This is a genomic window from Streptosporangium sp. NPDC051023 (genome assembly GCF_040689595.1).
GTDB lineage: Bacteria > Actinomycetota > Actinomycetes > Streptosporangiales > Streptosporangiaceae > Streptosporangium.
This window is the reverse complement of sequence record NZ_JBFBCE010000078.1, coordinates 12,750-31,538: the sequence shown is the minus strand read 5'-3', so window position 1 is coordinate 31,538 and position 18,789 is coordinate 12,750. Positions and strand designations below refer to the sequence as shown.

General features: G+C 69.6%; 23 protein-coding genes. 12 read left to right on the top strand and 11 right to left on the bottom strand.

Translation table 11 applies throughout. The annotated features are described in order from the left end of the window. Positions 1–84: 84 nt before the first annotated feature. Complete coding sequence (locus AB0395_RS36750) at positions 85–627, bottom strand: gamma carbonic anhydrase family protein (RefSeq protein WP_366289103.1); 543 nt, start codon at positions 625–627, stop codon at positions 85–87. 140 nt (positions 628–767) lie between these two features. On the opposite strand from AB0395_RS36750, the gene AB0395_RS36745 reads away from it, so the two are divergent. Next, positions 768–1,949 carry a hypothetical protein gene (locus tag AB0395_RS36745; protein WP_366289100.1) on the top strand — a complete coding sequence of 394 codons (1,182 nt, stop codon included), beginning with the start codon at positions 768–770 and terminating at the stop codon, positions 1,947–1,949. A 233-nt stretch (positions 1,950–2,182) separates the two neighbouring features. On the opposite strand, the gene AB0395_RS36740 is transcribed toward AB0395_RS36745, so the two are convergent. From AB0395_RS36740 to AB0395_RS36720, 5 genes are all read right to left on the bottom strand, one after another. Beyond that, on the bottom strand, positions 2,183–2,410 hold the full coding sequence (locus AB0395_RS36740; protein WP_366289098.1) for a hypothetical protein: 228 nt from the start codon (positions 2,408–2,410) through the stop codon (positions 2,183–2,185). 123 nt (positions 2,411–2,533) lie between these two features. Continuing rightward, positions 2,534–3,286 carry a GntR family transcriptional regulator gene (locus AB0395_RS36735; RefSeq protein ID WP_366289096.1) on the bottom strand — a complete coding sequence of 251 codons (753 nt, stop codon included), beginning with the start codon at positions 3,284–3,286 and terminating at the stop codon, positions 2,534–2,536. Between the two features lie 150 nt (positions 3,287–3,436). Continuing rightward, positions 3,437–3,931, bottom strand: coding sequence for a VanZ family protein (locus AB0395_RS36730; protein ID WP_366289093.1), 495 nt, complete (start codon positions 3,929–3,931; stop codon positions 3,437–3,439). Between the two features lie 211 nt (positions 3,932–4,142). Beyond that, entirely contained in the window at positions 4,143–4,841 is a 699-nt protein-coding gene (locus tag AB0395_RS36725; protein WP_366289091.1) for a dienelactone hydrolase family protein, read from the bottom strand. A 185-nt stretch (positions 4,842–5,026) separates the two neighbouring features. Then, the gene (locus AB0395_RS36720; protein ID WP_366289089.1) at positions 5,027–5,785 is read right to left on the bottom strand and encodes an IclR family transcriptional regulator; all 759 of its coding nucleotides are present in this window, start codon (positions 5,783–5,785) and stop codon (positions 5,027–5,029) included. Between the two features lie 74 nt (positions 5,786–5,859). Here AB0395_RS36720 and AB0395_RS36715 point away from each other — a divergent pair, with 74 nt between their 5' ends. Genes AB0395_RS36715 through AB0395_RS36680 form a run of 8 tightly spaced genes read left to right on the top strand, consistent with a single transcriptional unit; the run spans position 5,860 to position 12,779 of the window. Next, entirely contained in the window at positions 5,860–7,314 is a 1,455-nt protein-coding gene (locus AB0395_RS36715) for a 2-hydroxymuconic semialdehyde dehydrogenase (RefSeq protein WP_366289087.1), read from the top strand. Continuing rightward, on the top strand, positions 7,307–8,104 hold the full coding sequence (locus AB0395_RS36710; RefSeq protein WP_366289084.1) for a fumarylacetoacetate hydrolase family protein: 798 nt from the start codon (positions 7,307–7,309) through the stop codon (positions 8,102–8,104). Before AB0395_RS36715 ends, AB0395_RS36710 begins: the two co-directional genes overlap by 8 nt. Positions 8,105–8,124: 20 nt before the next feature. Next, on the top strand, positions 8,125–9,030 hold the full coding sequence (locus AB0395_RS36705; protein ID WP_366289081.1) for an acetaldehyde dehydrogenase (acetylating): 906 nt from the start codon (positions 8,125–8,127) through the stop codon (positions 9,028–9,030). Beyond that, positions 9,027–10,070 (top strand): 4-hydroxy-2-oxovalerate aldolase, encoded by a 1,044-nt coding sequence (gene dmpG / locus AB0395_RS36700; RefSeq protein WP_366289078.1) that lies wholly within the window; start codon positions 9,027–9,029, stop codon positions 10,068–10,070. Before AB0395_RS36705 ends, dmpG begins: the two co-directional genes overlap by 4 nt. After that, positions 10,067–10,831: a fumarylacetoacetate hydrolase family protein gene (locus AB0395_RS36695; protein WP_366289075.1), complete on the top strand. Its 765-nt coding sequence runs from the start codon at positions 10,067–10,069 to the stop codon at positions 10,829–10,831. Before dmpG ends, AB0395_RS36695 begins: the two co-directional genes overlap by 4 nt. Beyond that, positions 10,828–11,262, top strand: coding sequence for a RidA family protein (locus tag AB0395_RS36690; RefSeq protein ID WP_366289072.1), 435 nt, complete (start codon positions 10,828–10,830; stop codon positions 11,260–11,262). The genes AB0395_RS36695 and AB0395_RS36690 overlap by 4 nt, the downstream gene beginning before the upstream one ends. Next, positions 11,259–11,774 (top strand): 3-hydroxyanthranilate 3,4-dioxygenase, encoded by a 516-nt coding sequence (locus AB0395_RS36685; protein WP_366289069.1) that lies wholly within the window; start codon positions 11,259–11,261, stop codon positions 11,772–11,774. Before AB0395_RS36690 ends, AB0395_RS36685 begins: the two co-directional genes overlap by 4 nt. Positions 11,775–11,777: 3 nt before the next feature. Beyond that, a complete protein-coding gene (locus AB0395_RS36680) occupies positions 11,778–12,779 on the top strand; it encodes an amidohydrolase family protein (RefSeq protein ID WP_366289066.1) in 1,002 nt (333 codons plus the stop codon). A 175-nt stretch (positions 12,780–12,954) separates the two neighbouring features. On the opposite strand, the gene AB0395_RS36675 is transcribed toward AB0395_RS36680, so the two are convergent. Next, positions 12,955–13,680, bottom strand: a complete 726-nt coding sequence (locus tag AB0395_RS36675; protein WP_366289063.1) for a hypothetical protein — start codon at positions 13,678–13,680, stop codon at positions 12,955–12,957. A gap of 652 nt (positions 13,681–14,332) precedes the next feature. On the opposite strand from AB0395_RS36675, the gene AB0395_RS36670 reads away from it, so the two are divergent. Further along, the gene (locus AB0395_RS36670; RefSeq protein WP_366289061.1) at positions 14,333–14,581 is read left to right on the top strand and encodes a hypothetical protein; all 249 of its coding nucleotides are present in this window, start codon (positions 14,333–14,335) and stop codon (positions 14,579–14,581) included. A 54-nt stretch (positions 14,582–14,635) separates the two neighbouring features. Here the strand turns inward: AB0395_RS36670 and AB0395_RS36665 are convergent, their stop codons facing one another. The 3 genes from AB0395_RS36665 to AB0395_RS36655 are packed head-to-tail and all read right to left on the bottom strand — an operon-like array spanning position 14,636 to position 16,216. Further along, positions 14,636–15,025, bottom strand: a complete 390-nt coding sequence (locus AB0395_RS36665) for an MmcQ/YjbR family DNA-binding protein (RefSeq protein ID WP_366289058.1) — start codon at positions 15,023–15,025, stop codon at positions 14,636–14,638. After that, positions 15,009–16,088 (bottom strand): DUF2293 domain-containing protein, encoded by a 1,080-nt coding sequence (locus AB0395_RS36660; protein ID WP_366289056.1) that lies wholly within the window; start codon positions 16,086–16,088, stop codon positions 15,009–15,011. The genes AB0395_RS36665 and AB0395_RS36660 overlap by 17 nt, the downstream gene beginning before the upstream one ends. Next, positions 16,085–16,216: a hypothetical protein gene (locus AB0395_RS36655; protein WP_366289053.1), complete on the bottom strand. Its 132-nt coding sequence runs from the start codon at positions 16,214–16,216 to the stop codon at positions 16,085–16,087. The genes AB0395_RS36660 and AB0395_RS36655 overlap by 4 nt, the downstream gene beginning before the upstream one ends. A gap of 6 nt (positions 16,217–16,222) precedes the next feature. Between AB0395_RS36655 and AB0395_RS36650 the strand changes: the two genes are divergently transcribed. Further along, entirely contained in the window at positions 16,223–16,927 is a 705-nt protein-coding gene (locus AB0395_RS36650) for an NAD-dependent deacylase (protein ID WP_366289050.1), read from the top strand. 14 nt (positions 16,928–16,941) lie between these two features. Here the strand turns inward: AB0395_RS36650 and AB0395_RS36645 are convergent, their stop codons facing one another. After that, on the bottom strand, positions 16,942–17,688 hold the full coding sequence (locus AB0395_RS36645; protein ID WP_366289046.1) for a phytanoyl-CoA dioxygenase: 747 nt from the start codon (positions 17,686–17,688) through the stop codon (positions 16,942–16,944). Positions 17,689–18,429: 741 nt separating this feature from the next. Here AB0395_RS36645 and AB0395_RS36640 point away from each other — a divergent pair. Beyond that, positions 18,430–18,789: hypothetical protein (locus AB0395_RS36640; protein WP_366289044.1), on the top strand; the 360-nt coding region annotated here is incomplete at its 3' end.

Below are 18,789 nucleotides of genomic sequence, written 5' to 3'. Positions count from 1 at the left end.
GTCAGCGATCCCAGGATCGCCGCAGGAGGAGCAGGAGGAGCAGGAGGACGGGAGGGGAGAGGCCAAGAGGGGCCGTGGCGGTGTTCAGGCGGGCGTGACGGCGGTCGCGGCCCTGTGCCGCGCGGCCTTGTCCATGTAGTTGTCCGGAGTGCGAGCGAACGAGGCGCGGTCGTCGTCGGTGAGCTCACGGACGATCTTTCCGGGGACACCCGCGACGAGCACCCCCGCCGGGATCCTCTTGCCGGGCGCGACCAGGGCGCCCGCCGCGATCAGTGAGCCCGCGCCGATCCTCGCCCTGCCGAGCACGATCGCCCCGATGCCGACGAGCGCGCCCGTCTCCACGTGGGCGCCGTGCACCATGGCCTTGTGTCCGAGGCTGACCCGGTCCTCGAGCACGGCGGGCTCGCGGGGGTCGGCGTGCAGGCAGCACAGGTCCTGGATGTTGCATTCCTCGCCGACCTCGATGAGCTCGTCGTCACCCCGGAGGACGGATCCGTACCAGACGCTCGAGGCGCGGCCGAGCCGTACGCGGCCGACGACCACGGCGCCGGGAGCGACGTAGGCGTCGGGGTGGATGAGGGGCGTCGCGTCGCCGTCGAGGGCGGCGATGTACGGGATGGCGTTCATGAGGTTGATGTTACGGGGAGTGAGGTTGCCCGATATTTCCGCAAGCCGGTGGCGTGTTCCGGTTGCGGTCTTGGGCAGTAAGCAGGAAAGTCGTCTCCTGACGTCTCCTTTCCCGCCACACAACCTCCACGGGTAGCGCCATGACAAACCAGCACGAGAGCTTTCCCGATCTGATGCATGAGGACTCGTTCGAGGTCGTCATGCGCGGCTACAGCCGCCGCCAGGTCCACGACTACATGAACCGTACCCGCAACCAGATCCGCGATCTGGAGGAACGGCTCGTGCGGTCGATCGACCAGGCCGAGCAGAGCCGGATGGAGTTGGCGGATGCTCGTCGGCGGCTTTCCGACGCCCCGCAAGACTACGACGAGCTCGGCGAGCGGCTCAGCCAGATCCTGAAGCTGGGCGAGGAGGAAGCCGCCTCGAAGAGGCAGGTCGCCGACGCCGAGGCCAACAAGCTCCGCGACGACGCGGCGGCCGAGGCCGAGCGGCTGGTCACCTCCGCGCAGGAGCGTGGCGAGGGCATATTGAACGCCGCGCAGCAGGAGGCGGAGCGCCGGGTCGCCGAGGCCACGCACGCGTCCGAGCAGATGCTCGCCCAGGCCGGAGGGGACGCGGAGGAGACCATCAACGCGGCCCGCGCCGAGTCGGACGAGACCCTGCGCGCGGCCCGCGCCGAGTCGGACCGGATGCTCACCTCCGCCAGGAACGAGTCGGAGCGGACGATCGAGAGCGCCCGCGCCGAGGCCGAGTCCACGCTGAACAGCGCTCGCGCCGAGGCCGAGTCGACCGTGACCTCGGCGAACGCCGAGGCCCACGCCACGCTGACATCGGCTCAGCAGCGCGCCACGATTCTGGACGAGACGACGGGACGCAGGGTCTCCTACCTCACCGACACCCATCACGAGGTGATGCGCCGTCTCAACGAGATGGGCGCGGTCCTCGGTGACCTGATCCAGCGAGAGGGTTCGGCGGGGCCGCTGATCGACGAGGCCTCTGTGCTTCCCCCCGCTCCGGTCCAGGCCGCCCTCCCGGCGGCCGAGGCCGAGGTGGACTTCGTCTCCGAGGCCGATCCTGACGGCGGTTTCTCCGGGGATGACTTCTTCACCCCCAGGACGGACTTTGCGCCCGGGAGCGAGGGCCAGGGCGCGTCCAGGGCCGAGGCCCTGCTCGACGTCGAGGCTGTTCGCGTGATCGTGGACGAGGACGAGGAGCATGACGGTGTCTTCGGCGGTGGGCGCCGTGCCCAGGGCTTCGACGAGACCGACGCGAACGCGGGCCGGGCGGGCAAGGAGAACGACGAGTACGCGTCCCGCAAGTAGCCGAGTGGCGTGTGCGCGGGTGACTGGGCGCGCGGGTGACCGGGTGCGCGGGACCGGGGGGTGTGCGCGGGTGCGCGGGACCGGGTCCGGCCGCGCGCTGTGTCCCACGCCACAGGCGTGTGACCTCTGATGTCAAGCGGAAGCCCCCGCCCCCGATAGGGTCGGAGGCTTCCGCGATTGGGGGCCCGGCGCCGGGGCCGCGAGGTCCGCTGAACCGGGCGCCGGGCAGTTTTTCAGGAATCCTCTCCGTCTGATTCGTCGGAGAGGTCCTGCTGATCGCGTAGCTGCTCGCGCAGCTTTTCTGGGTCGTCCGCGTCGATGGTCATCGCGCAGCCGAGGTCACGCTGGGCGGAGGTCAGCGGGTGGTGGCGGGTAGCCCACCACCTGCCCGCATCGCTCCGCCAGATCGTCCACTCGGGAAACTCCCGGGCGATTTCCGCCAGATGCCGGTCGAATGACATCCATGCACCTTCCCCGCGCCCAGGCCCTCGCGACGTTCCACCTTTCGAAGGTGATGCACTTCTCTAGAGAAATCAATGATCGTAGGAGACAGGTCAACCTATCGCTTGACGACAGAGCTTGATCTATGAGTCGAAGTCGTACTGAAGTACATAGGAAGCGGCGTCCAGGATCATCTCGTTGACCTCGACCGCGGCGCCGGCCGCGGTGTAGGCGACACGGCCGATCACGATGACCGGGGTGCCCGCGGGCAGGTCGAGCTGGACGGTCTCGTGCGGATGGGGCATGCGGGCTCGAACCTCCTCGGTGAAGTGCGCGGGCGCCTGGCCGAGGTCGCCCAGGCGCGCGTAGACGCCTCCGTGCCCGGTGTCCTCCCGCGTGATCGGGGTGCCCTCGACCAGGTCGGCGGGGAAGTGGGAGACGGACAGCTGGACGGGCCTGCCGTCAACCGAGTACCGTCTGCGCCGCACCCACACCTCGGTGCAGCCCAAGACCCGCGCAACCTCCTCCTCCGCGACCTCCCTGTCGATGTTCACCTCGTCAACGGCGTAGGGGCGCCCCGCGGTGTCCGAGTCCCAGATCGCCTGTCCCTGCCCCCACTGCCGCTGGGAGAGCCTCCGCGAGCCGTGCCGCCTGATCGGCCGGAACAGCCGCACGTAGACTCCCGAGCCGCGCTTGGGCACGGCCAGTCCTTCGTTGATGAGTACGGACAGAGCCTGTCTGGCCGTCGCACGGGCTATGCCGTACTCGGCCATGAGGGCGTTCTCGCCCGGAAGCCGGTCCCCGTCTCTGAGGTCACCGGACAGGATCGCTTCGCGAAGCCCGTCGGCGATGCGCCGGTAGATCGGGGGCTCGGGAGGAACCGGGGATTGCTGCACGTTTTATCACCCTCTGTCACCAACCGGGTTTGGCGTCTCCAGAGAACTTGCCCCGTCTTGTCCACGATCGCACAGATGCAAAGGATGGTCCCGTGCTTCTTTTGAGCGGATCGTGCCCGTGTGACGAGCGACGGGGGTTTACCCGGTCCGTTACCGTGGAACGGTCCCGGCCGCTATTGGCGGGGCCCACCACCTCCGTGTGACGGCCGCGGCCAGTACGGCGCCCGCCGTGTTGACCAGTACGTCGTCGATGGAGCTCACCCTGCCCAGACGCAGGCCGTACTGCAGGAGTTCGACGGCGCACGACGCCCCCGCTGCGACCCCCGCGACCCTGGCGAGCGAGGCGAAGCGCGCCGAGCGGACCGGGAGCAGGGCGCCGAGCGAGGCGAAGACCAGAAGATTGCCTCCGACCTGCACGAACACCGTGACGGCAGGCCCATGGAACAGGTCGGCGAGGTCTCTGAACGGGACCAGGCTGACCCCGCTCAGGCCCGTCCTCGGGGTGAGGATCATCCAGATCCAGGGGGTGGTCCCGGCCACCATGGCGACGTCGGCGGCGGCCGTACGTGCGGGGGAGGGGTGGCCGTCACGGGCGCGGCGCCGGGCGAGAAGGCGGGCGGCGAGGAGGGCGAGCGGGATCGCCAAAGCACTCGCGATGATGATATTTCCCCATAAGTGCCACACCTGTTGCATGGGGCAATGATGCCGGGGCCGGGGCCGCTGAGGGGTGTCTCCAGGGTACGGGAAGGTGACCTTCAGGCAAGGGTCGCCTGAGCCTTCCGAAGCCCCTGAGCCTTCCGAAGTCCCTTAAGGCGGCCGTCCTGTTCTCCACGCCTGTGGTCCCGCTCCGGGCGGCTCAGCGGACGTGGCGTCCGAGGAAGTCCAGGGCCATCTTCCAGACGGCGGGCGCGGCCTCGGGGTTGTGGAACTGCGGGGCCTCGTGGTTGAGGAACGCGTGCCCGGCCCGCTCCTCGACGTGCACCTCCACGTTCGGCCTGCCCGCCGCGGCCCGCTCGACCTGGGCGACCCGCTCGCGGGGGATGTAGGGATCGGAGCCGCCGAAGACGAGCAGCAACGGGCAGGTGATCTTCTCCAGCACCCCCGTCGCCCCCGGTACGGCCGAGCCGTAGAACGACAGCACCGCGTCCGTCTCGACGGTGGCCGCCAGCAGGTAGGCGATCGAGCCGCCCAGGCAGAACCCGATCACCCCGGCGCCGCCGTCCGCCTCGGGAAGCGCGCGCAGCCGGGCGAGCGCCATGGCCGAGTCGGCGACCCCATGGGGGACGTCGAAGCGCGCGCTGACCTTCAGTGACTCCGCCGTTCCCGCCTCGCTGTGGTCGGAGACCCAGCCGGGCTGGATCCGCCAGAAGAGATCCGGCGCGCCGACCACGTATCCCAGCCCGGCCAGCTCCTCGGCGACCTGCCTGATGTACGGCCCGACGCCGTAGATCTCCTGGATCACCAGGACGACCGGGCCGCTGCCGCTGTCCGGCAGCCAGAGATGCAGGTCGAACGAGCCGTCCGCGACGGTTACCTTCTCGGTGCGAGTTTCCATGGATCCTCCTGCGAGCTGGCCGGGATGACCGGACTGGCCGGTTCGACGACCAGTGAACCGCATACCCGTCGACAGAGGAGAGTTGCACGCCCCCGACACGAAGAGCGGCTCCGGCCTTCCACGGTCACGGCGGCTCCGTGGGCTCTCCCCATCCTCCGGAGGATCACACTTTTCGGGCCTCCTCGTCAGATGCCTCGGGCGAGGGCGCGGGAGATGCCGAGGGCGGCGGCCTTGACGGCGGGGGCCAGGCGGGTCGGCTGGAAGCGGGCCAGGGGGACGGACACGGAGAGGGCCGCGACCGCCATGCCGTCGCCGAACACGGGGGCCGCGATGCAGGCGCCGCCGAGCTGGGCCTCCTCGCGCTCGTAGGCCAGGCCCGCCGCCTGGATCTGGCCGATCGTCTCCTCCAGGCGCTGCGGGTCCACGATCGAGTGGGGGGTCAGGCGGCGCAGGGGGCGGCCGAGGACCTCCTCGATGAGGTCGGGACCCGAGTAGGCCAGCAGCGCCTTGCCGATCCCGGTGCAGGTCAGCGGGAGACGGCCGCCGACGCGTGAGGGCAGGGCGAACGCCTCCTGGCCGCGGATCTTCTCGACGTAGACCACGTCGAGGCCGTCGCGCACGCCCAGGTGCACGGTTTCGTGGGTGGCCTCGTAGAGATCGTGCATGAAGGGGAGTGCGGCATGTCTCAGGTCGCGTTCGAGGGGCACGATGCTACCGAGCTCGAACAGGCGGCGGCCGAGATAGTAGCCGTTCTCGCGGCGGGTGACCGCGCCGATCTCGGTCAGCTCGGTGAGCAGCCGGAAGGCGGTGGTCTTGGGCAGGTGACAGCGCTCCGCGACCTCGGTGAGCCGCAGCGGGCCTCCCGTCGGACGGAACGAGTCCAGCACGAGCCAGGACTTCTCCAGCACCGAGAGGCGGTCGGGGTTCCGTTTCACGGAACACATTGTTGCCCATCGACGACTCTCGGCTCTATACCCGTACATAGTGACCCGGAGTGGTCCTTCCTTGAGGAGAAGTCTTGTCTGACCAGGTGACCCACTTCATCGGTGGGGTACAGGTCGCCGAGGGCGCGACGTTCGCGACGCATGATCCTGTGACCGGCAGGCCGGTCCGCCTGGTCCACGAGGCGGACCGGGCCATCGTCGACCGGGCGGTCGCCGCCGCCCGCGAGGCTCTGCCGGGCTGGGCGGGGCTGCCGGTCGCGGAACGGGCCGGGTGGATGCGCCGTCTCGCCGACGCGATCGAGGAGCGGTTCGAGGAGCTGGTGGCCGCGGAGATCGCGGACACCGGCAAGTCGATCACGCAGACCCGCACGCTGGACATCCCGCGCGGGGCGGCCAACTTCCGGTCCTTCGCCGAGATCGCCGCCCAGCGCCCCGATGACGCGTTCCACCTGAAGGACGTGCTGAGCTACACCGTGCGCAAGCCGCTCGGCGTGGTCGCGGTGATCGTGCCGTGGAACCTGCCGTTCCTGCTGGCGACCTGGAAGATCGGCCCGTCGCTCGTCGCGGGCAACACGATCGTGGTCAAGCCCTCGGAGCACACGCCCGGCTCGGTCGCCGTGCTGGCGGACATCGCCGCCGAGATCGGTCTGCCACCTGGCGTCCTGAACGTCGTGCACGGTTTCGGCGGCGGCTCGACCGGCCAGTTCCTGGTCGAGCACCCGGGAGTCGACGCGGTCACTTTCACCGGCGAGAGCCGTACCGGGTCGACGATCATGAAGAGTGTCGCCGACCGGGTCAAGCCGGTCTCGTTCGAGCTGGGCGGAAAGAACGCCGGGCTGGTCTTCGCCGACGCCGACCTGGACGCGGCCGTCGAGGGGAGCGTGCGCTCGGTCTTCACCAACGGCGGCCAGGTCTGCCTGTGCACCGAGCGGCTCTACGTCGAACGGCCCATCTTCGAGGAGTTCGTCACGCGGCTGGCCAAGCGGGCCGGGGAGCTGCGGTTCGGGCGTCCCGAGGACGAGGACACCACGATGATGCCCATGATCTCCGCCGAGCACCGGGACAAGGTGCTGTCCTACTACCGGCTCGCCGAGGATGAGGGTGCCGAGTTCAGGGCGGGTGGCGGTGTGCCGCGCTTCGGCGACGATCGGGACGGGGGATACTACGTCGAGCCGACCGTGCTGACCGGCCTGCCGCGGACCTCAAGGGTGAACCGGGAGGAGATCTTCGGCCCGGTCTGTCATGTCACCCCGTTCGACACCGAGGCCGAGGCCGTCGAGCTGGCCAACGACAGCGAGTACGGCCTGGCGGCGACGGTGTGGACCTCACGGCTCAGCAGGGCGCACCGGGTCGCCCAGTCGCTGGAGGCGGGCCTGGTCTGGGTCAACACCTGGTACCTCAGGGACCTGCGCACCCCGTTCGGCGGGGTGAAACTGTCGGGCATCGGCAGGGAGGGCGGCACCGACTCCCTCGACTTCTACTCGGAACCCACCACGATCACGATCAAGCTGGAGCCGGAACATGACTGAGTGGAGCGAGGCGACCGACGTGCTCGTCGAGGCGGCCGACCAGCTGCTCGAGGCGGCGCGCATCGGCAAGCCGTGCCCGCCGGTGCGGCAGACGCTGCCCGCCAGAACCGCGGAGGTCGGCTACGCCGTACAGGAGATCAACACCAGGCGGGCGCTGCACGAGGGGCGGCGGCTGGTCGGGCGGAAGATCGGCCTGACCTCCCAGGCGGTTCAGCGCCAGCTCGGCGTCGACCAGCCCGACTTCGGCATGCTCTTCGCCGACATGGCCTACCCCGACGGCCTGCCCGTTCCCACGGAGCGGCTCCTGCAGCCGAGGGCTGAGGCGGAGATCGCGCTGGTCCTCAAGTCCGACCTGGTCGGAGGGCCCTTCACGGTCGCGGACGTCATCAGGGCGGTCGACTTCGTGCTGCCCGCGATCGAGATCGTGGACAGCCGGGTGGCCGGATGGGACATCACGCTCGTCGACACCATCGCGGACAACGCCTCAAGCGGGGCGTTCGTTCTCGGCAACACTCCGGTCGACCTGCGCGGCCTCGACCTGCGGCTGGCCGGGATGACCATGACCAAGGGAGGCCAGGAGGTCTCGACCGGTGTCGGCGCCGCCTGCCTCGGGCACCCGCTCAACGCCGCCGTCTGGCTGGCCAACGCGATGGGCGGCAAGGACTTCCCGCTGCTGGCCGGGGACGTCGTGCTGACGGGGGCGCTCGGGCCGGTGGTTCCCGTCGAGTCCGGTGACGTGTTCGAGGCGCACTTCGACGGCGTCGGCTCGGTGCGGGCGGTGTTCGCATGATCGGGAATGGAGAGCGGCCGATGAAGATCGCGATCATCGGATCGGGGAACATCGGCACCGACCTGATGTTCAAGGCCCTGCTGTCGAAGCGGGTCGAGGTCGTCGCCATGGCGGGCATCGACCCCGACTCCGACGGCCTGGCCCGCGCCAGGCGGCGCGGGGTCGCCACGACCCACGAGGGCGTCGAGGGCCTGGTCGCGCTGCCCGGCTTCGCCGACGTCGACATCGTCCTGGACGCCACCTCGGCGAAGGCGCACCTGCACAACGACCGGGTGCTGCGCGAGCACGGCAAGCGGGTCATCGACCTGACCCCGGCCGCCGTCGGGCCGTACGTGGTGCCCCCGGTGAACCTGGACGCCCACCTCGACAGGCCGAACCTCAACATGGTCACCTGCGGTGGGCAGGCGACGATCCCGATCGTGGCGGCGGTGGCCTCGAAGGTCCCCGTCAGGTACGCCGAGATCGTCGCCTCGATCGCCTCCAGGTCCGCGGGACCCGGCACCCGCGCCAACATCGACGAGTTCACCGAGACGACCTCGCGGGCGATCGAGGAGGTCGGCGGCGCGGCCGTCGGCAAGGCGATCATCGTGCTGAATCCGGCGGAGCCGCCGCTGATCATGCGTGACACGGTCTACTGCCTCGTCGACGACTGTGACGAGGCGGAGGTCGCGCAGGCCGTACGGGAGATGGTCGAGCGGGTCCGCGACTACGTGCCGGGGTACCGGCTCAAGCAGGACGTGCAGTTCGAGCGGATCCCGGCGGGCGAGCCGCTGCCGGACGGGGAACGCACCGGAGGCGTCAAGGTGACCGTCTTCCTTGAGGTCGAGGGCGCCGCCCACTACCTGCCCGCGTACGCGGGGAACCTGGACATCATGACCTCGGCCGCGCTGCGCACCGCCGAGCGGCTCGCGGAGGTGAACGCGTGAGGCTCTACGTCCAGGACGTGACGCTGCGGGACGGCATGCACGCCATCCGGCACCGCTACACCACGGCCCAGGCCGCCGAGATCGCCGCCGCGCTCGACGCCGCGGGCGTCGCGGCCATCGAGATCGCCCACGGTGACGGCCTCGCCGGGGGCAGCTTCAACTACGGCGCGGGCGCGCACACCGACGACGAGTGGATCGAGGCGGTCGCGGGAGCCGTACGGCAGGCGAAGCTGACGACCCTGCTGCTGCCCGGGATCGGCACCATCCACGACCTCAAGCGCGCTCACGCGCTCGGGGTGACCTCGGTCAGGGTCGCCACCCACTGCACCGAGGCCGACATCTCCGCCCAGCACATCGCCACCGCGAGGGAGCTGGGCATGGACGTGGCCGGGTTCCTGATGATGTCCCACATGGCCCCGGCCGACGAGCTGGCCAGGCAGGCCAAGCTCATGGAGTCCTACGGCGCGCACTGCGTCTACGTGACCGACTCCGGCGGGCGGCTGACCATGGACGGCGTCAGGGAGCGGGTCAGGGCCTACCGTTCCGTGCTCGACGAGGCGACCGAGATCGGCATCCACGCCCACCACAACCTGGGACTCGGCGTGGCCAACTCGGTCGTCGCGGTCGAGAACGGTACCTTCAGGGTCGACGCCTCCCTCGCCGGGATGGGCGCGGGCGCGGGCAACTGCCCGATCGAGGTGTTCGTCGCGGTGGCCGACCTGATGGGCTGGAAGCACGGCTGTGACCTGAACGCCCTGATGGACGCCGCGGACGACCTGGTCAGGCCGCTGCAGGACCGCCCGGTGCGGGTGGACAGGGAGACGCTCACCCTCGGCTACGCCGGGGTCTACTCCAGCTTCCTGCGCCACGCGGAGGCGGCCTCGGCGCGCTACGGGATCGACACCCGGACCATCCTGACCGAGGTCGGCAGGCGAGGGATGGTCGGCGGCCAGGAGGACATGATCGTGGACATCGCGCTCGACCTGGCGCGTGCGGAGGCAGGCGCGCCGGACCTGGCGCGTGCGGAGGGGAACGCGTGACCGACATCCACAAGCTCGCGGCGGTGCTCGACGAGGCCGCCCGTACGGCCCGCGCGGTGCCGCAGCCCGAGCAGGACTACGACGTGGCGACCGCCTACCGGGTTCAGGAGGAGCTGCTGCGGCTCCGCCTTGAGCAGGGCGACCGCCTGGCGGGGGTGAAGCTGGGCTTCACCAGCGAGGGCAAGCGCCGCCAGATGGGCGTGCATGACGTGATCTTCGGCAGGGTGCCGGAGTCGTCGGCGGTCCTCGACGGTTCGTACGCCGATATATCGGGATACATTCATCCGCGGATCGAGCCGGAGGTCGTCTACCTGATCGGCAGGCGCATCGCCACCGTCGCCGACGCCCTCGCCCCGGGAGCCGTCGCCGCGGTCGCGCCCGGCATCGAGATCATCGACTCCCGCTACGAGAACTTCCGGTTCTCACTGCCGGACGTGATCGCCGACAACACCTCGGCCGCCGGATACGTGGTCGGTCCGTGGCAGCCGTACGACCCGGCCCGGTGGAACCTCGGCGTCCTCCTGGAGATCGACGGCCGTCCCGTCCAGGCAGGGTCGACCGGTGCCATCCTGGGCGACCCGCGCAGGGCCGTGGTCGAGGCCGCGCGGCTGGCCGTACAGGTGGGGACGGTCCTGGAGCCGGGCTGGATCCTGCTCGCGGGCGCCGCGACCCCCGCGGAGCCGCTCCCCGCGGGCGTCCACGTCAAGGTCGAGGTCCAGCACCTGGGCTCGGTCTCGTTCATCGCGGGGGAGGCACCATGACCGAGGGCATGGTCGTGAGCGGCAAGGCCACGCCGCGCGGAAGATTCCCGCACGTCAAGCGGGCGGGCGACCTCATCTACGTGTCCGGGACCAGCTCCCGCAGGCCGGACAACACGATCGCGGGGGCCGAGGCCGACGAGTTCGGCACGGTCAGGCTCGACATCGCCGAGCAGACCAGGGCCGTGATCGAGAACATCCGCGACATCCTCGGGGCGATGGGAGCCGACCTCACCGATCTCGTCCAGATCACCGCCTACCTGGTGAACATGAACGACTTCGGCGGCTACAACGCGGTCTACGCGGAGTACTTCGACGAAACGGGCCCGACCAGGACGACCGTCGCCGTCCACCAGCTACCTCACCCGCACCTGCTCATCGAGATCCAGGCGGTCGCCCACAAGGCGGCCCGTGCACAGGAGGAGAGCCAGTGATTCCCCCCATCGACTTCACCAAGTGGATCGACGAGCACGCCCACCTGCTCAAGCCCCCGGTGGGCAACAAGGTGATCTTCGAGGACTCGAACGACCTCATCGTCATGGTCGTCGGCGGTCCGAACGCGCGGACCGACTTCCACGTCGACCCGTACGAGGAGCTGTTCTACCAGGTCCGCGGCAACATGCACATCAATGTCATGACCGAGGACGGGCCGGAGACCGTGCACGTGCGCGAGGGCCAGATGTGGCTGCTCCCGCCGAACCTGCCGCACTCGCCGCAGCGTCCCGAGGAGGGCTCGGTCGGCTTCCTGGTCGAGCGGATCAGGCCCGAGGGGGTGCTGGAGAAGTTCCGCTGGTACTGCCAGGAGTGCAACGCGATCGTTCACGAGGTCGAGCTCCAGGTCCGCGACATCGTGGCCGACCTGCCGCCGATCTTCCAGGCCTTCTACGACGACGAGAAGGCCCGTACCTGCGACAACTGCGGCGCCCTGCACCTGGGCAAGGGATAACCGTTGATCATCGACGCGCACACCCACCACGTCCCGAAGGGCTGGCCCGACCTTGGCTGGCCGCGGGCGCCCCGGCTGCGGGTCGACTCCGAGCGGGAGGCCATGATCCTGCTCGGCGACCGCGAGTTCCGCGCGATCCAGGACGACTGCTGGAACCCGGCGGTACGCCTGGAACGGATGGACGCCGAGGGGGTGGACGTCCAGGTCGTCTCGCCGACGCCGGTGTTCTTCTCCTACGAGCGTCCCGCGGAGCAGGCGGCCGGGGTCGCGAAGGTCTTCAACGACCTGGCGCTGGAGATCTGCGCATCCGAGCGGCTCGTGCCGTTCTGCCAGGTTCCGCTCCAGGACCCCGACCTGGCCTGCGCGGAGCTGGACCGGTGCCTGGCCTCGGGGCACGCGGGCGTCGAGATCGGCAACCACGTCGGCGACCGCGACCTCGACGACGAGGGGATCGTCCAGTTCCTCCAGCACTGCGCGGCCGTCGGCGCGCCCGTCTTCGTCCATCCGTGGGACATGGCGGGCGGCCCCAGGCTGCAGCGCTGGATGGCCCAGTGGCTGGTCGGCATGCCCGCGGAGACCCACCTGTCGGTGCTCGCCCTGATCCTGGGCGGCGTCTTCGACCGGGTCCCCGACAGCCTGCGGATCTGCTTCGCGCACGGCGGCGGCTCGTTCGCCTTCTGGCTCGGTCGCTTCGAGAACGCCTGGCACCGCCGTAACGACGTGGTCGGGACCTCCGAGCGGCCGCCGTCGGCCTACCTGGAACGGTTCAGCGTCGACTCGGTGGTCTTCGACGAGCGGGCGCTGCGGCTGCTGGTGGACACGATGGGGGAGGACCGGGTCATGCTCGGCTCGGACTTCCCCTACCCGCTGGGCGAGACACCGGTCGGCTCGCTGATCAGAGGGGCGGGGTTCCTCTCGGAAACCGCCCGCGCGAAGCTGCTCGGCGACAACGCCGCCCGGTTCCTCGGGCCCGGGTTCCGTTTCCCGACCCCCGCGATGTCCTGACCTCCGCCGATCCCGAGGGGACCGGCCTGCCCGATCCGGGACGCCGCCGGGGTCGGGTGAGCCGCTCCCGGCCGTCTTCGCGGGGCCCTGCAGCCGTGACCCCGGCTCGCGTCGGGGTCCGGCGACCGGCGGCCCGGGTCCGGGCCGCCGGATGTGCGGTCACAGCCGGCGGGGGTTACTTCTCCGAGAGCTTGTGCCCCCTGAACATCGGGTGGTCGGTCTCCCAGTACCGCCAGCCCTCAACCCTGCCGGGGACGTTGGCGATGCCGGAGGCGACCCGGTGTATGGTGCAGTCGGTCAGCTGCCGCCAGGCGGAGAAGCCCACCCGGTAACCGAAGACGCGGTACCACAGGTTGCCGTACTTGCCCGGGGTGATCGCCTGGACGTAATCGTGCCCGGCCTCGACGACGTGCTCCTCGGCGAGCAGCGGGTTGATGTTGTTCCGCAGCCTGCGGATCAGGGCGTCCTTGTTGATCGGGGTGTTGATCTCGCTGCCCTTCTCCCTTTCGATCTCCAGCTCGAAGTACACGCGGCGCTGACGCCTGACCGTCGCCGTCATCGTGCCGCCGGGGCCGTCGATGAAGCGGGTGCGGGGAATGAAGAAGTTCCTCGGGACGAAGTGGCCGAACCTGAAGAAGTTCCTCGGCGAGCACCTCCGCCTGGCCTCCTCGGCCAGTGTGGGGAGGGTACGAGTGGGACTGGGAGTGGGAGTCGGGCCGGCGGTCGCGAAAGGCAGGTTTCCCAGAGCCGGAGACGCGATGGCCGCCGAACACACGGTGGCGCCGAGGGCCAGAGTGACGGATCCCGTCAGGGCCAGCGTCGCCAGGCGCTTCGGCGACGTGCGCCGTCTCGGCCCGTCGGGTGTGACGGTGGCATCCGCTCGGGGATTGGGCGTGAACATAGAGATACCGTTCCTTTCGGAACGCGGCCCGTGGCCGCGACAACTCGCTGGCCGAAATACGGCCCATGCCCGTTCGTTGAGTGACTCAACGTGACAATCAGGATGCTTACAGTCGTCGAGGGTCATCCCGTGATGCCACGCCGCCGCGGAGTCCCCCAAAAAGGGAAAGTGCCGGTGAAAGGTGTATCCGTCGTAGGGGTGCCGTTCGTCCGTGGCCATGGTCCGGAGGTGCCCGGGATGACCGCGGGGTGATGTGCGGCGTGGCTCGGGTGGGGCGTGTGTGGCTCGCGGGGGTGACGGGTTTCCGGCGTCGCCGTCCGCCGGGCCGTCGGTCGCGAGGAGGGGCGCTCGCGCCGTGACGACCTGCCGGGACATTGCAATCCGAGGAGTGGTGCTCTTCGGTGGGAGAAAGGGTTTTCGCGGGGAGGCGTGATGCTCGATAACTTAACGTGTGTCATTCATCACGATGTGTGACCAAAGGGTAATCTGGCCTGCTCAAGGCTTTGTTTTTCTCTAGGTGACCGTCGAACTTCCCGCTGACTAGCGTGGAATTCCGGTTCCAGTTGGGCCGGCGCCGTATCCGAGAACGATGTGGCGTTTCGTCAGCCCGGGCGTCGCCCGGGGCGCAACTGATTCACCATGGAGCCATGTCATGATCAAAGTCAGGAACGCTCTCGTGGCCGGGGCACTGGGAGCCTCCGCTCTCATCGTGCCCGTGACGATGCCGGCCCAGCTCGCCGGTGCCGCCACTGTGGCCGCGCCCGCTTTGACCGCTCCGCAGCCCTGCCGGCCCGGGCACAAATGTCATCCCCGGCATGGCGGTGGCGGCGGGGGCCTCGACGACAGCCTCGACGACAACAGGATGCCGGGCAGCTCGGGAGGCGCTGGTATCGACAACTGACCCGGGGAGGCGGTTTCACCTGGCCCGCGCCCGATGGATGGCCGGAGAGGGCTCTCACCTCGCCGAGGCTCCGGGGGGCGCGGTGTCCAGCTCGGTGACGAGCCTCTTGGGTGCCACGGCCCGGTAGCTCTCCTCGACCCAGTCGAGGAGCACCTCGGTCTCCGGCAATGCGCCCGTCAGCGGGATCGTCACCCATCCCGCCTTGCCGAGCCCGTATCCCGAGGGTCTGACGCCCTCGACGGCCAGCGCGTGGCCGTTCGACCGCGGCAGCTTGACCCCGACCTGCGGACTCCACTTCTCCGTCGGCTCCTCGATCCCGAGGAAGACGAAGATCTTCTTATTGACCTTGACGACGCTCTCACCCCACGGGTGGTCCTCGTACGCCTCTGGCAGGCCAAGCGCGAACTCGCGCATCGCCTGCCTGACCTCACGCCAGCTCTCCACGGCGCCCATTGTGCTCGGCGGCACCGACATTTTTCGCCCGCCATCCGCCGAGCACCCGGTCGATGGTCGTTCTGATCCGCTCCCTGGCCTCTGCCCTGGGCACCCCGGACATCAGCAGCCGGTCGTAGTCGGTGTCCAGGTGCCGCACGGAGGCGACCACGGCAAGGGAGATCGCGTTCTCGTCGAACACCTTGGCGGCGGCGGTACGGCCGACCCGGCCGCTACCCCGCTGCCCGGCGTGCCTGGCGATCTCCTCGGCCCGCTCCGGCGGGCAACCGGGGAACAGTCTGGCGATCTCCCCGGCCATCCTCGCCTGGAACTCCACATCCTCCCCGGCTCGCCGTTCCCGGTCGCGCTCGCGGCGGCGCAGCCGTACCTCCTCGTCGGCCAGGCACCGCTCCTCGGCCAGCGCCAGGGCGGCCTCCTCGACCAGGATGCCGAGGCGCTCGTAGCGCTTGCGCCGCGTGTTGAACCTGACCACAAGGGCGGCCAGCCCGCTCTCCTTCTTCGCCCTGCGGCTCAGCGCCGCGTCTCCGGCGGGCAGGAAGACGAGATGGTCCATGTCCGTGCAGGTCAGACAGTACGGCTCGGCGTTCTCCATGATCAGATAAGGTCCGGTCTCGCCGCAGCCCGCGCATTTCCACGCCTTCTGCGGCTCGACCGCGACCAGGTCGGGAGCCTTGCTCTGCCGCTCGGCGAGCTGCCGCCGCCTGGCCTCGCTCATGTCCGGCGACACCCAGTGGACCCGGAAGGCGGCATCGTCCCCCGAGACGAGGAAGCGCAGTTCCTCCCGATCCCGGCCGCCGGACACGTAGGCGCTCTCGCCCTGTGTGAGCCCCTTGGCCAGCGCCCAGCGCCTGAGGACGGCCACCGCCTCGGCCATCTTGGCGCCGTCGACCGCGGCCAGCTCCTCCAGCGTGGCGGCCCTGCCCTGCCGCCAGGTGTCCACATTCCTGGCGTGCAACCAGCGCACCCCGGTCAGCACGTCGATCGCGGTGACGAACCTGCGCTGGGCGAGCGCGGCCTCCGCCGCCTCGACGATCCGCCGCTCCAGTTTGCTCACCCCGTCAGCTTGCCGTACCCGAGGGTGCCCAGGGGACGCCAGGGGACGGCAGGGGACGCCAGGGGACGCCAGGGGACGCAGCCGGGGACGGTCTCCTTCTCGGGGCCCTCCCGGCGGCTGGCTACCATTGGACGATGACGGTGACCGTACTGACGGGGGCGGGGATCTCCACCGATTCCGGGATCCCGGACTACCGCGGCCCGAACGGCCTGTGGCGCGAAGACCCCGGGCACGAGAAGCTCGTCACCTACGACTACTACATGGCCGATCCTGAGATCAGGCGCCGCTCGTGGCTGCTGCGCCGCGACAATCCCGCCTGGGACGCCGAGCCGAACGCGGCGCACCGCGCGCTGGCCGCGCTGCCCGACGCCTGGATCGTCACCCAGAACATCGACGGCCTGCACCAGCGCGCCGGATCACCGCCGGAGCGGGTGCTGGAGCTGCACGGCAACATGTTCGGCGCGGTGTGCACCTCGTGTGGCGCGGGCTCGACGACGCGCGAGGCGATCGAGCGGATCCTCGCGGGTGAGGACGACCCCGCCTGCCACGTGTGCGGCGGCATCCTGAAGACCACGACCGTGATGTTCGGGCAGTCCCTCGACCCGGTCACCCTCGGCAGGGCGGTCGAGGCGGCGGAGGGGTGTGAGGTGTTCGTCGCCGTCGGCACCTCGCTGCAGGTGCAGCCCGCCGCGTCCCTGGTGCTGATCGCGGCCGAGGCGGGTGCCCGGCTGGTCGTGGTCAACGGCGAGCCGACGCCCTACGACCATCTGGCCGACGAGGTGATCCACGACCCGATCGGCCAGGCCGTCCCCCGCCTCTGCTCCTCACTCCTCACCTGACCGCCGCCTCTTCCTCAGGCTCTCCCCAGGTCCTGGCGGAGCGCCCTGCCCAGCGGGGTGTCCGCCGCCGGGTCCAGGGGTGCCGTCAGGAAGAACGGCATCTGCGCCATGAATCTGGGCCGCTCGCCCAGGTGCTCCTGCGCGGCGTGCACGGTCAGCGGATGCACCAGGTAGGCGTCCCCGGGGGATCCGGTCGCCAGCGCCACAGGACGGTTCTCGCTCGCCTTGTCCACCACCGCGCCCGCGCTCACGTGGTCGTACACCTTCTCGCCCAGCGCCCCGAGGCTGTCGCGCTGCGACCCCGCCCTGATTCGCGTCGGCGCGTCCAGCTCGCCGACCTCGGAGAACAACAACAGCATCAGGAGGGTGTGCGAGCGGGTGGTCACCCCCCAGCTGCCGTCGGGCCGAGGCAGGTTGAGATCCAGGTGCCAGCCGCGGTCGTCGGCCGGTGGCCGTCGTGGGAACCGGATCGGGATGTTGCCCGCCGCGCCGCGCGGCTGCCAGCCGCCCTTCCCGCACAATGCGTCCAGCCCGGCCGCCAACGCGGGTGATCTGAGCAGCTCGCCGAACGGTCCGTGCCCGGTCATGTCCGCGGCCCACACCACCGGCTCGTGCCAGCCCTCCGGCTCGTCCGGCGACAGGCCGATCTGCCGCCACAGCAACGCCTGCGCCGCCTCGCCCTGCTCGCGCGGACCGATCGTCACCTTCACGAAGCCGTCACGCACGAACGACTCCACCTGCTCATCGCCGAAGCTGTCCACACCGATCACGTTACTTCTGGACGCAACCGGTTTTCCGGGGTGAGTACGGCGGTTCGGGCCGGGCAAGGTTGTCGAAAGCCGATTTTCGGATGAGTCTGATGGAAAAGAGAGTTTCTGCCCGGATTTGTTAGGGAAAGTTCGGCTTTTCTGGTGATGGGAACCCGGGTGGCCCTTCAGGTCGGTCCGGCCCGGAAACGAGGGGAATAAGACGCCTCGCGAGTTCCCTTGAGAACCGTACGGCTGGCGTCCGATGTGGAATCATCGAGATGATTTTCCCCTCGGTTTTCCTTGGATCCCTGGCGATTTCTGGATTTGCCGGATGTCGGCCATGCTCATCTTCTTTGGCGGTGCGTCCGATTCGGGAGAGGGGGCGCCGCCGTACCGTTCTGGTCCCATGCCAGGCGCGTATCCGGTGAGCACCACCGTGGGCACAGGTCCCGGTCATGATCTGCAAATGTCGCCGACGTGGCGGCGCGACGAACTCGACTCGGTGTCCATAGTCGTTGAACGACGGCTCTCCTGTCGTCTCGGCCCGATTTCGACGAATCTTATCCTGAATGGCTTTTGACTCGTCTTTGTGTTTGCCGTGTGGATGCGAGAGGAGCCAATGGATACGGCAAAGCATTGGTTTGGAAAAGGGTGGCATTCGCTGTTCGGCGAATGGGGTCAGATGGGTGCGGGTACGGAGCGTTTGTCTCACGAAAAAGGTGTGCGCACCACCAAAGCCGAAAGGGAATTCCTATGACGACGACCGCGGAGCGCACCGCACCCACCGGAACAGCCGAGCGCGAGCACGACGGCGAGGGGCGGGCTTTCGAGGCGCTCCTGCTCGCCGCGCTCGCGGCTCGTCAGGAAGAGAGCGAGGAGAGCGGGATCGAGCACCCGTTGCTGCTGGCGGCGCTGGCGCGCCGTCGGGAGGAGGGCGAGGAGGGCGGCATCATCGAGCACCCGCTGCTGCTCGCCATGCTCATGCGTCGCCGCAGGGAAGGGGGCGAGGAGGGCGGGATCTTCGAGCACCCGTTGCTGCTGGCCGCGCTCGCCCGCCGTCGTAGGGAAGGCGGGGAGAGCATCATCGAGCACCCGCTGCTGCTCGCCATGCTG

What these genes read in the sequence shown, in the direction of transcription:
- AB0395_RS36750 (WP_366289103.1), bottom strand. Translation starts at nt 627, where the DNA reads ATGAACGCCATCCCGTACATCGCCGCCCTCGACGGCGACGCGACGCCC.
- AB0395_RS36745 (WP_366289100.1), top strand. Translation starts at nt 768, where the DNA reads ATGACAAACCAGCACGAGAGCTTTCCCGATCTGATGCATGAGGACTCG.
- AB0395_RS36740 (WP_366289098.1), bottom strand. Translation starts at nt 2,410, where the DNA reads ATGTCATTCGACCGGCATCTGGCGGAAATCGCCCGGGAGTTTCCCGAG.
- AB0395_RS36725 (WP_366289091.1), bottom strand. Translation starts at nt 4,841, where the DNA reads ATGGAAACTCGCACCGAGAAGGTAACCGTCGCGGACGGCTCGTTCGAC.
- AB0395_RS36720 (WP_366289089.1), bottom strand. Translation starts at nt 5,785, where the DNA reads ATGTGTTCCGTGAAACGGAACCCCGACCGCCTCTCGGTGCTGGAGAAG.
- AB0395_RS36710 (WP_366289084.1), top strand. Translation starts at nt 7,307, where the DNA reads ATGACTGAGTGGAGCGAGGCGACCGACGTGCTCGTCGAGGCGGCCGAC.
- AB0395_RS36705 (WP_366289081.1), top strand. Translation starts at nt 8,125, where the DNA reads ATGAAGATCGCGATCATCGGATCGGGGAACATCGGCACCGACCTGATG.
- AB0395_RS36690 (WP_366289072.1), top strand. Translation starts at nt 10,828, where the DNA reads ATGACCGAGGGCATGGTCGTGAGCGGCAAGGCCACGCCGCGCGGAAGA.
- AB0395_RS36675 (WP_366289063.1), bottom strand. Translation starts at nt 13,680, where the DNA reads ATGTTCACGCCCAATCCCCGAGCGGATGCCACCGTCACACCCGACGGG.
- AB0395_RS36670 (WP_366289061.1), top strand. Translation starts at nt 14,333, where the DNA reads ATGATCAAAGTCAGGAACGCTCTCGTGGCCGGGGCACTGGGAGCCTCC.
- AB0395_RS36655 (WP_366289053.1), bottom strand. Translation starts at nt 16,216, where the DNA reads ATGGTAGCCAGCCGCCGGGAGGGCCCCGAGAAGGAGACCGTCCCCGGC.
- AB0395_RS36650 (WP_366289050.1), top strand. Translation starts at nt 16,223, where the DNA reads ATGACGGTGACCGTACTGACGGGGGCGGGGATCTCCACCGATTCCGGG.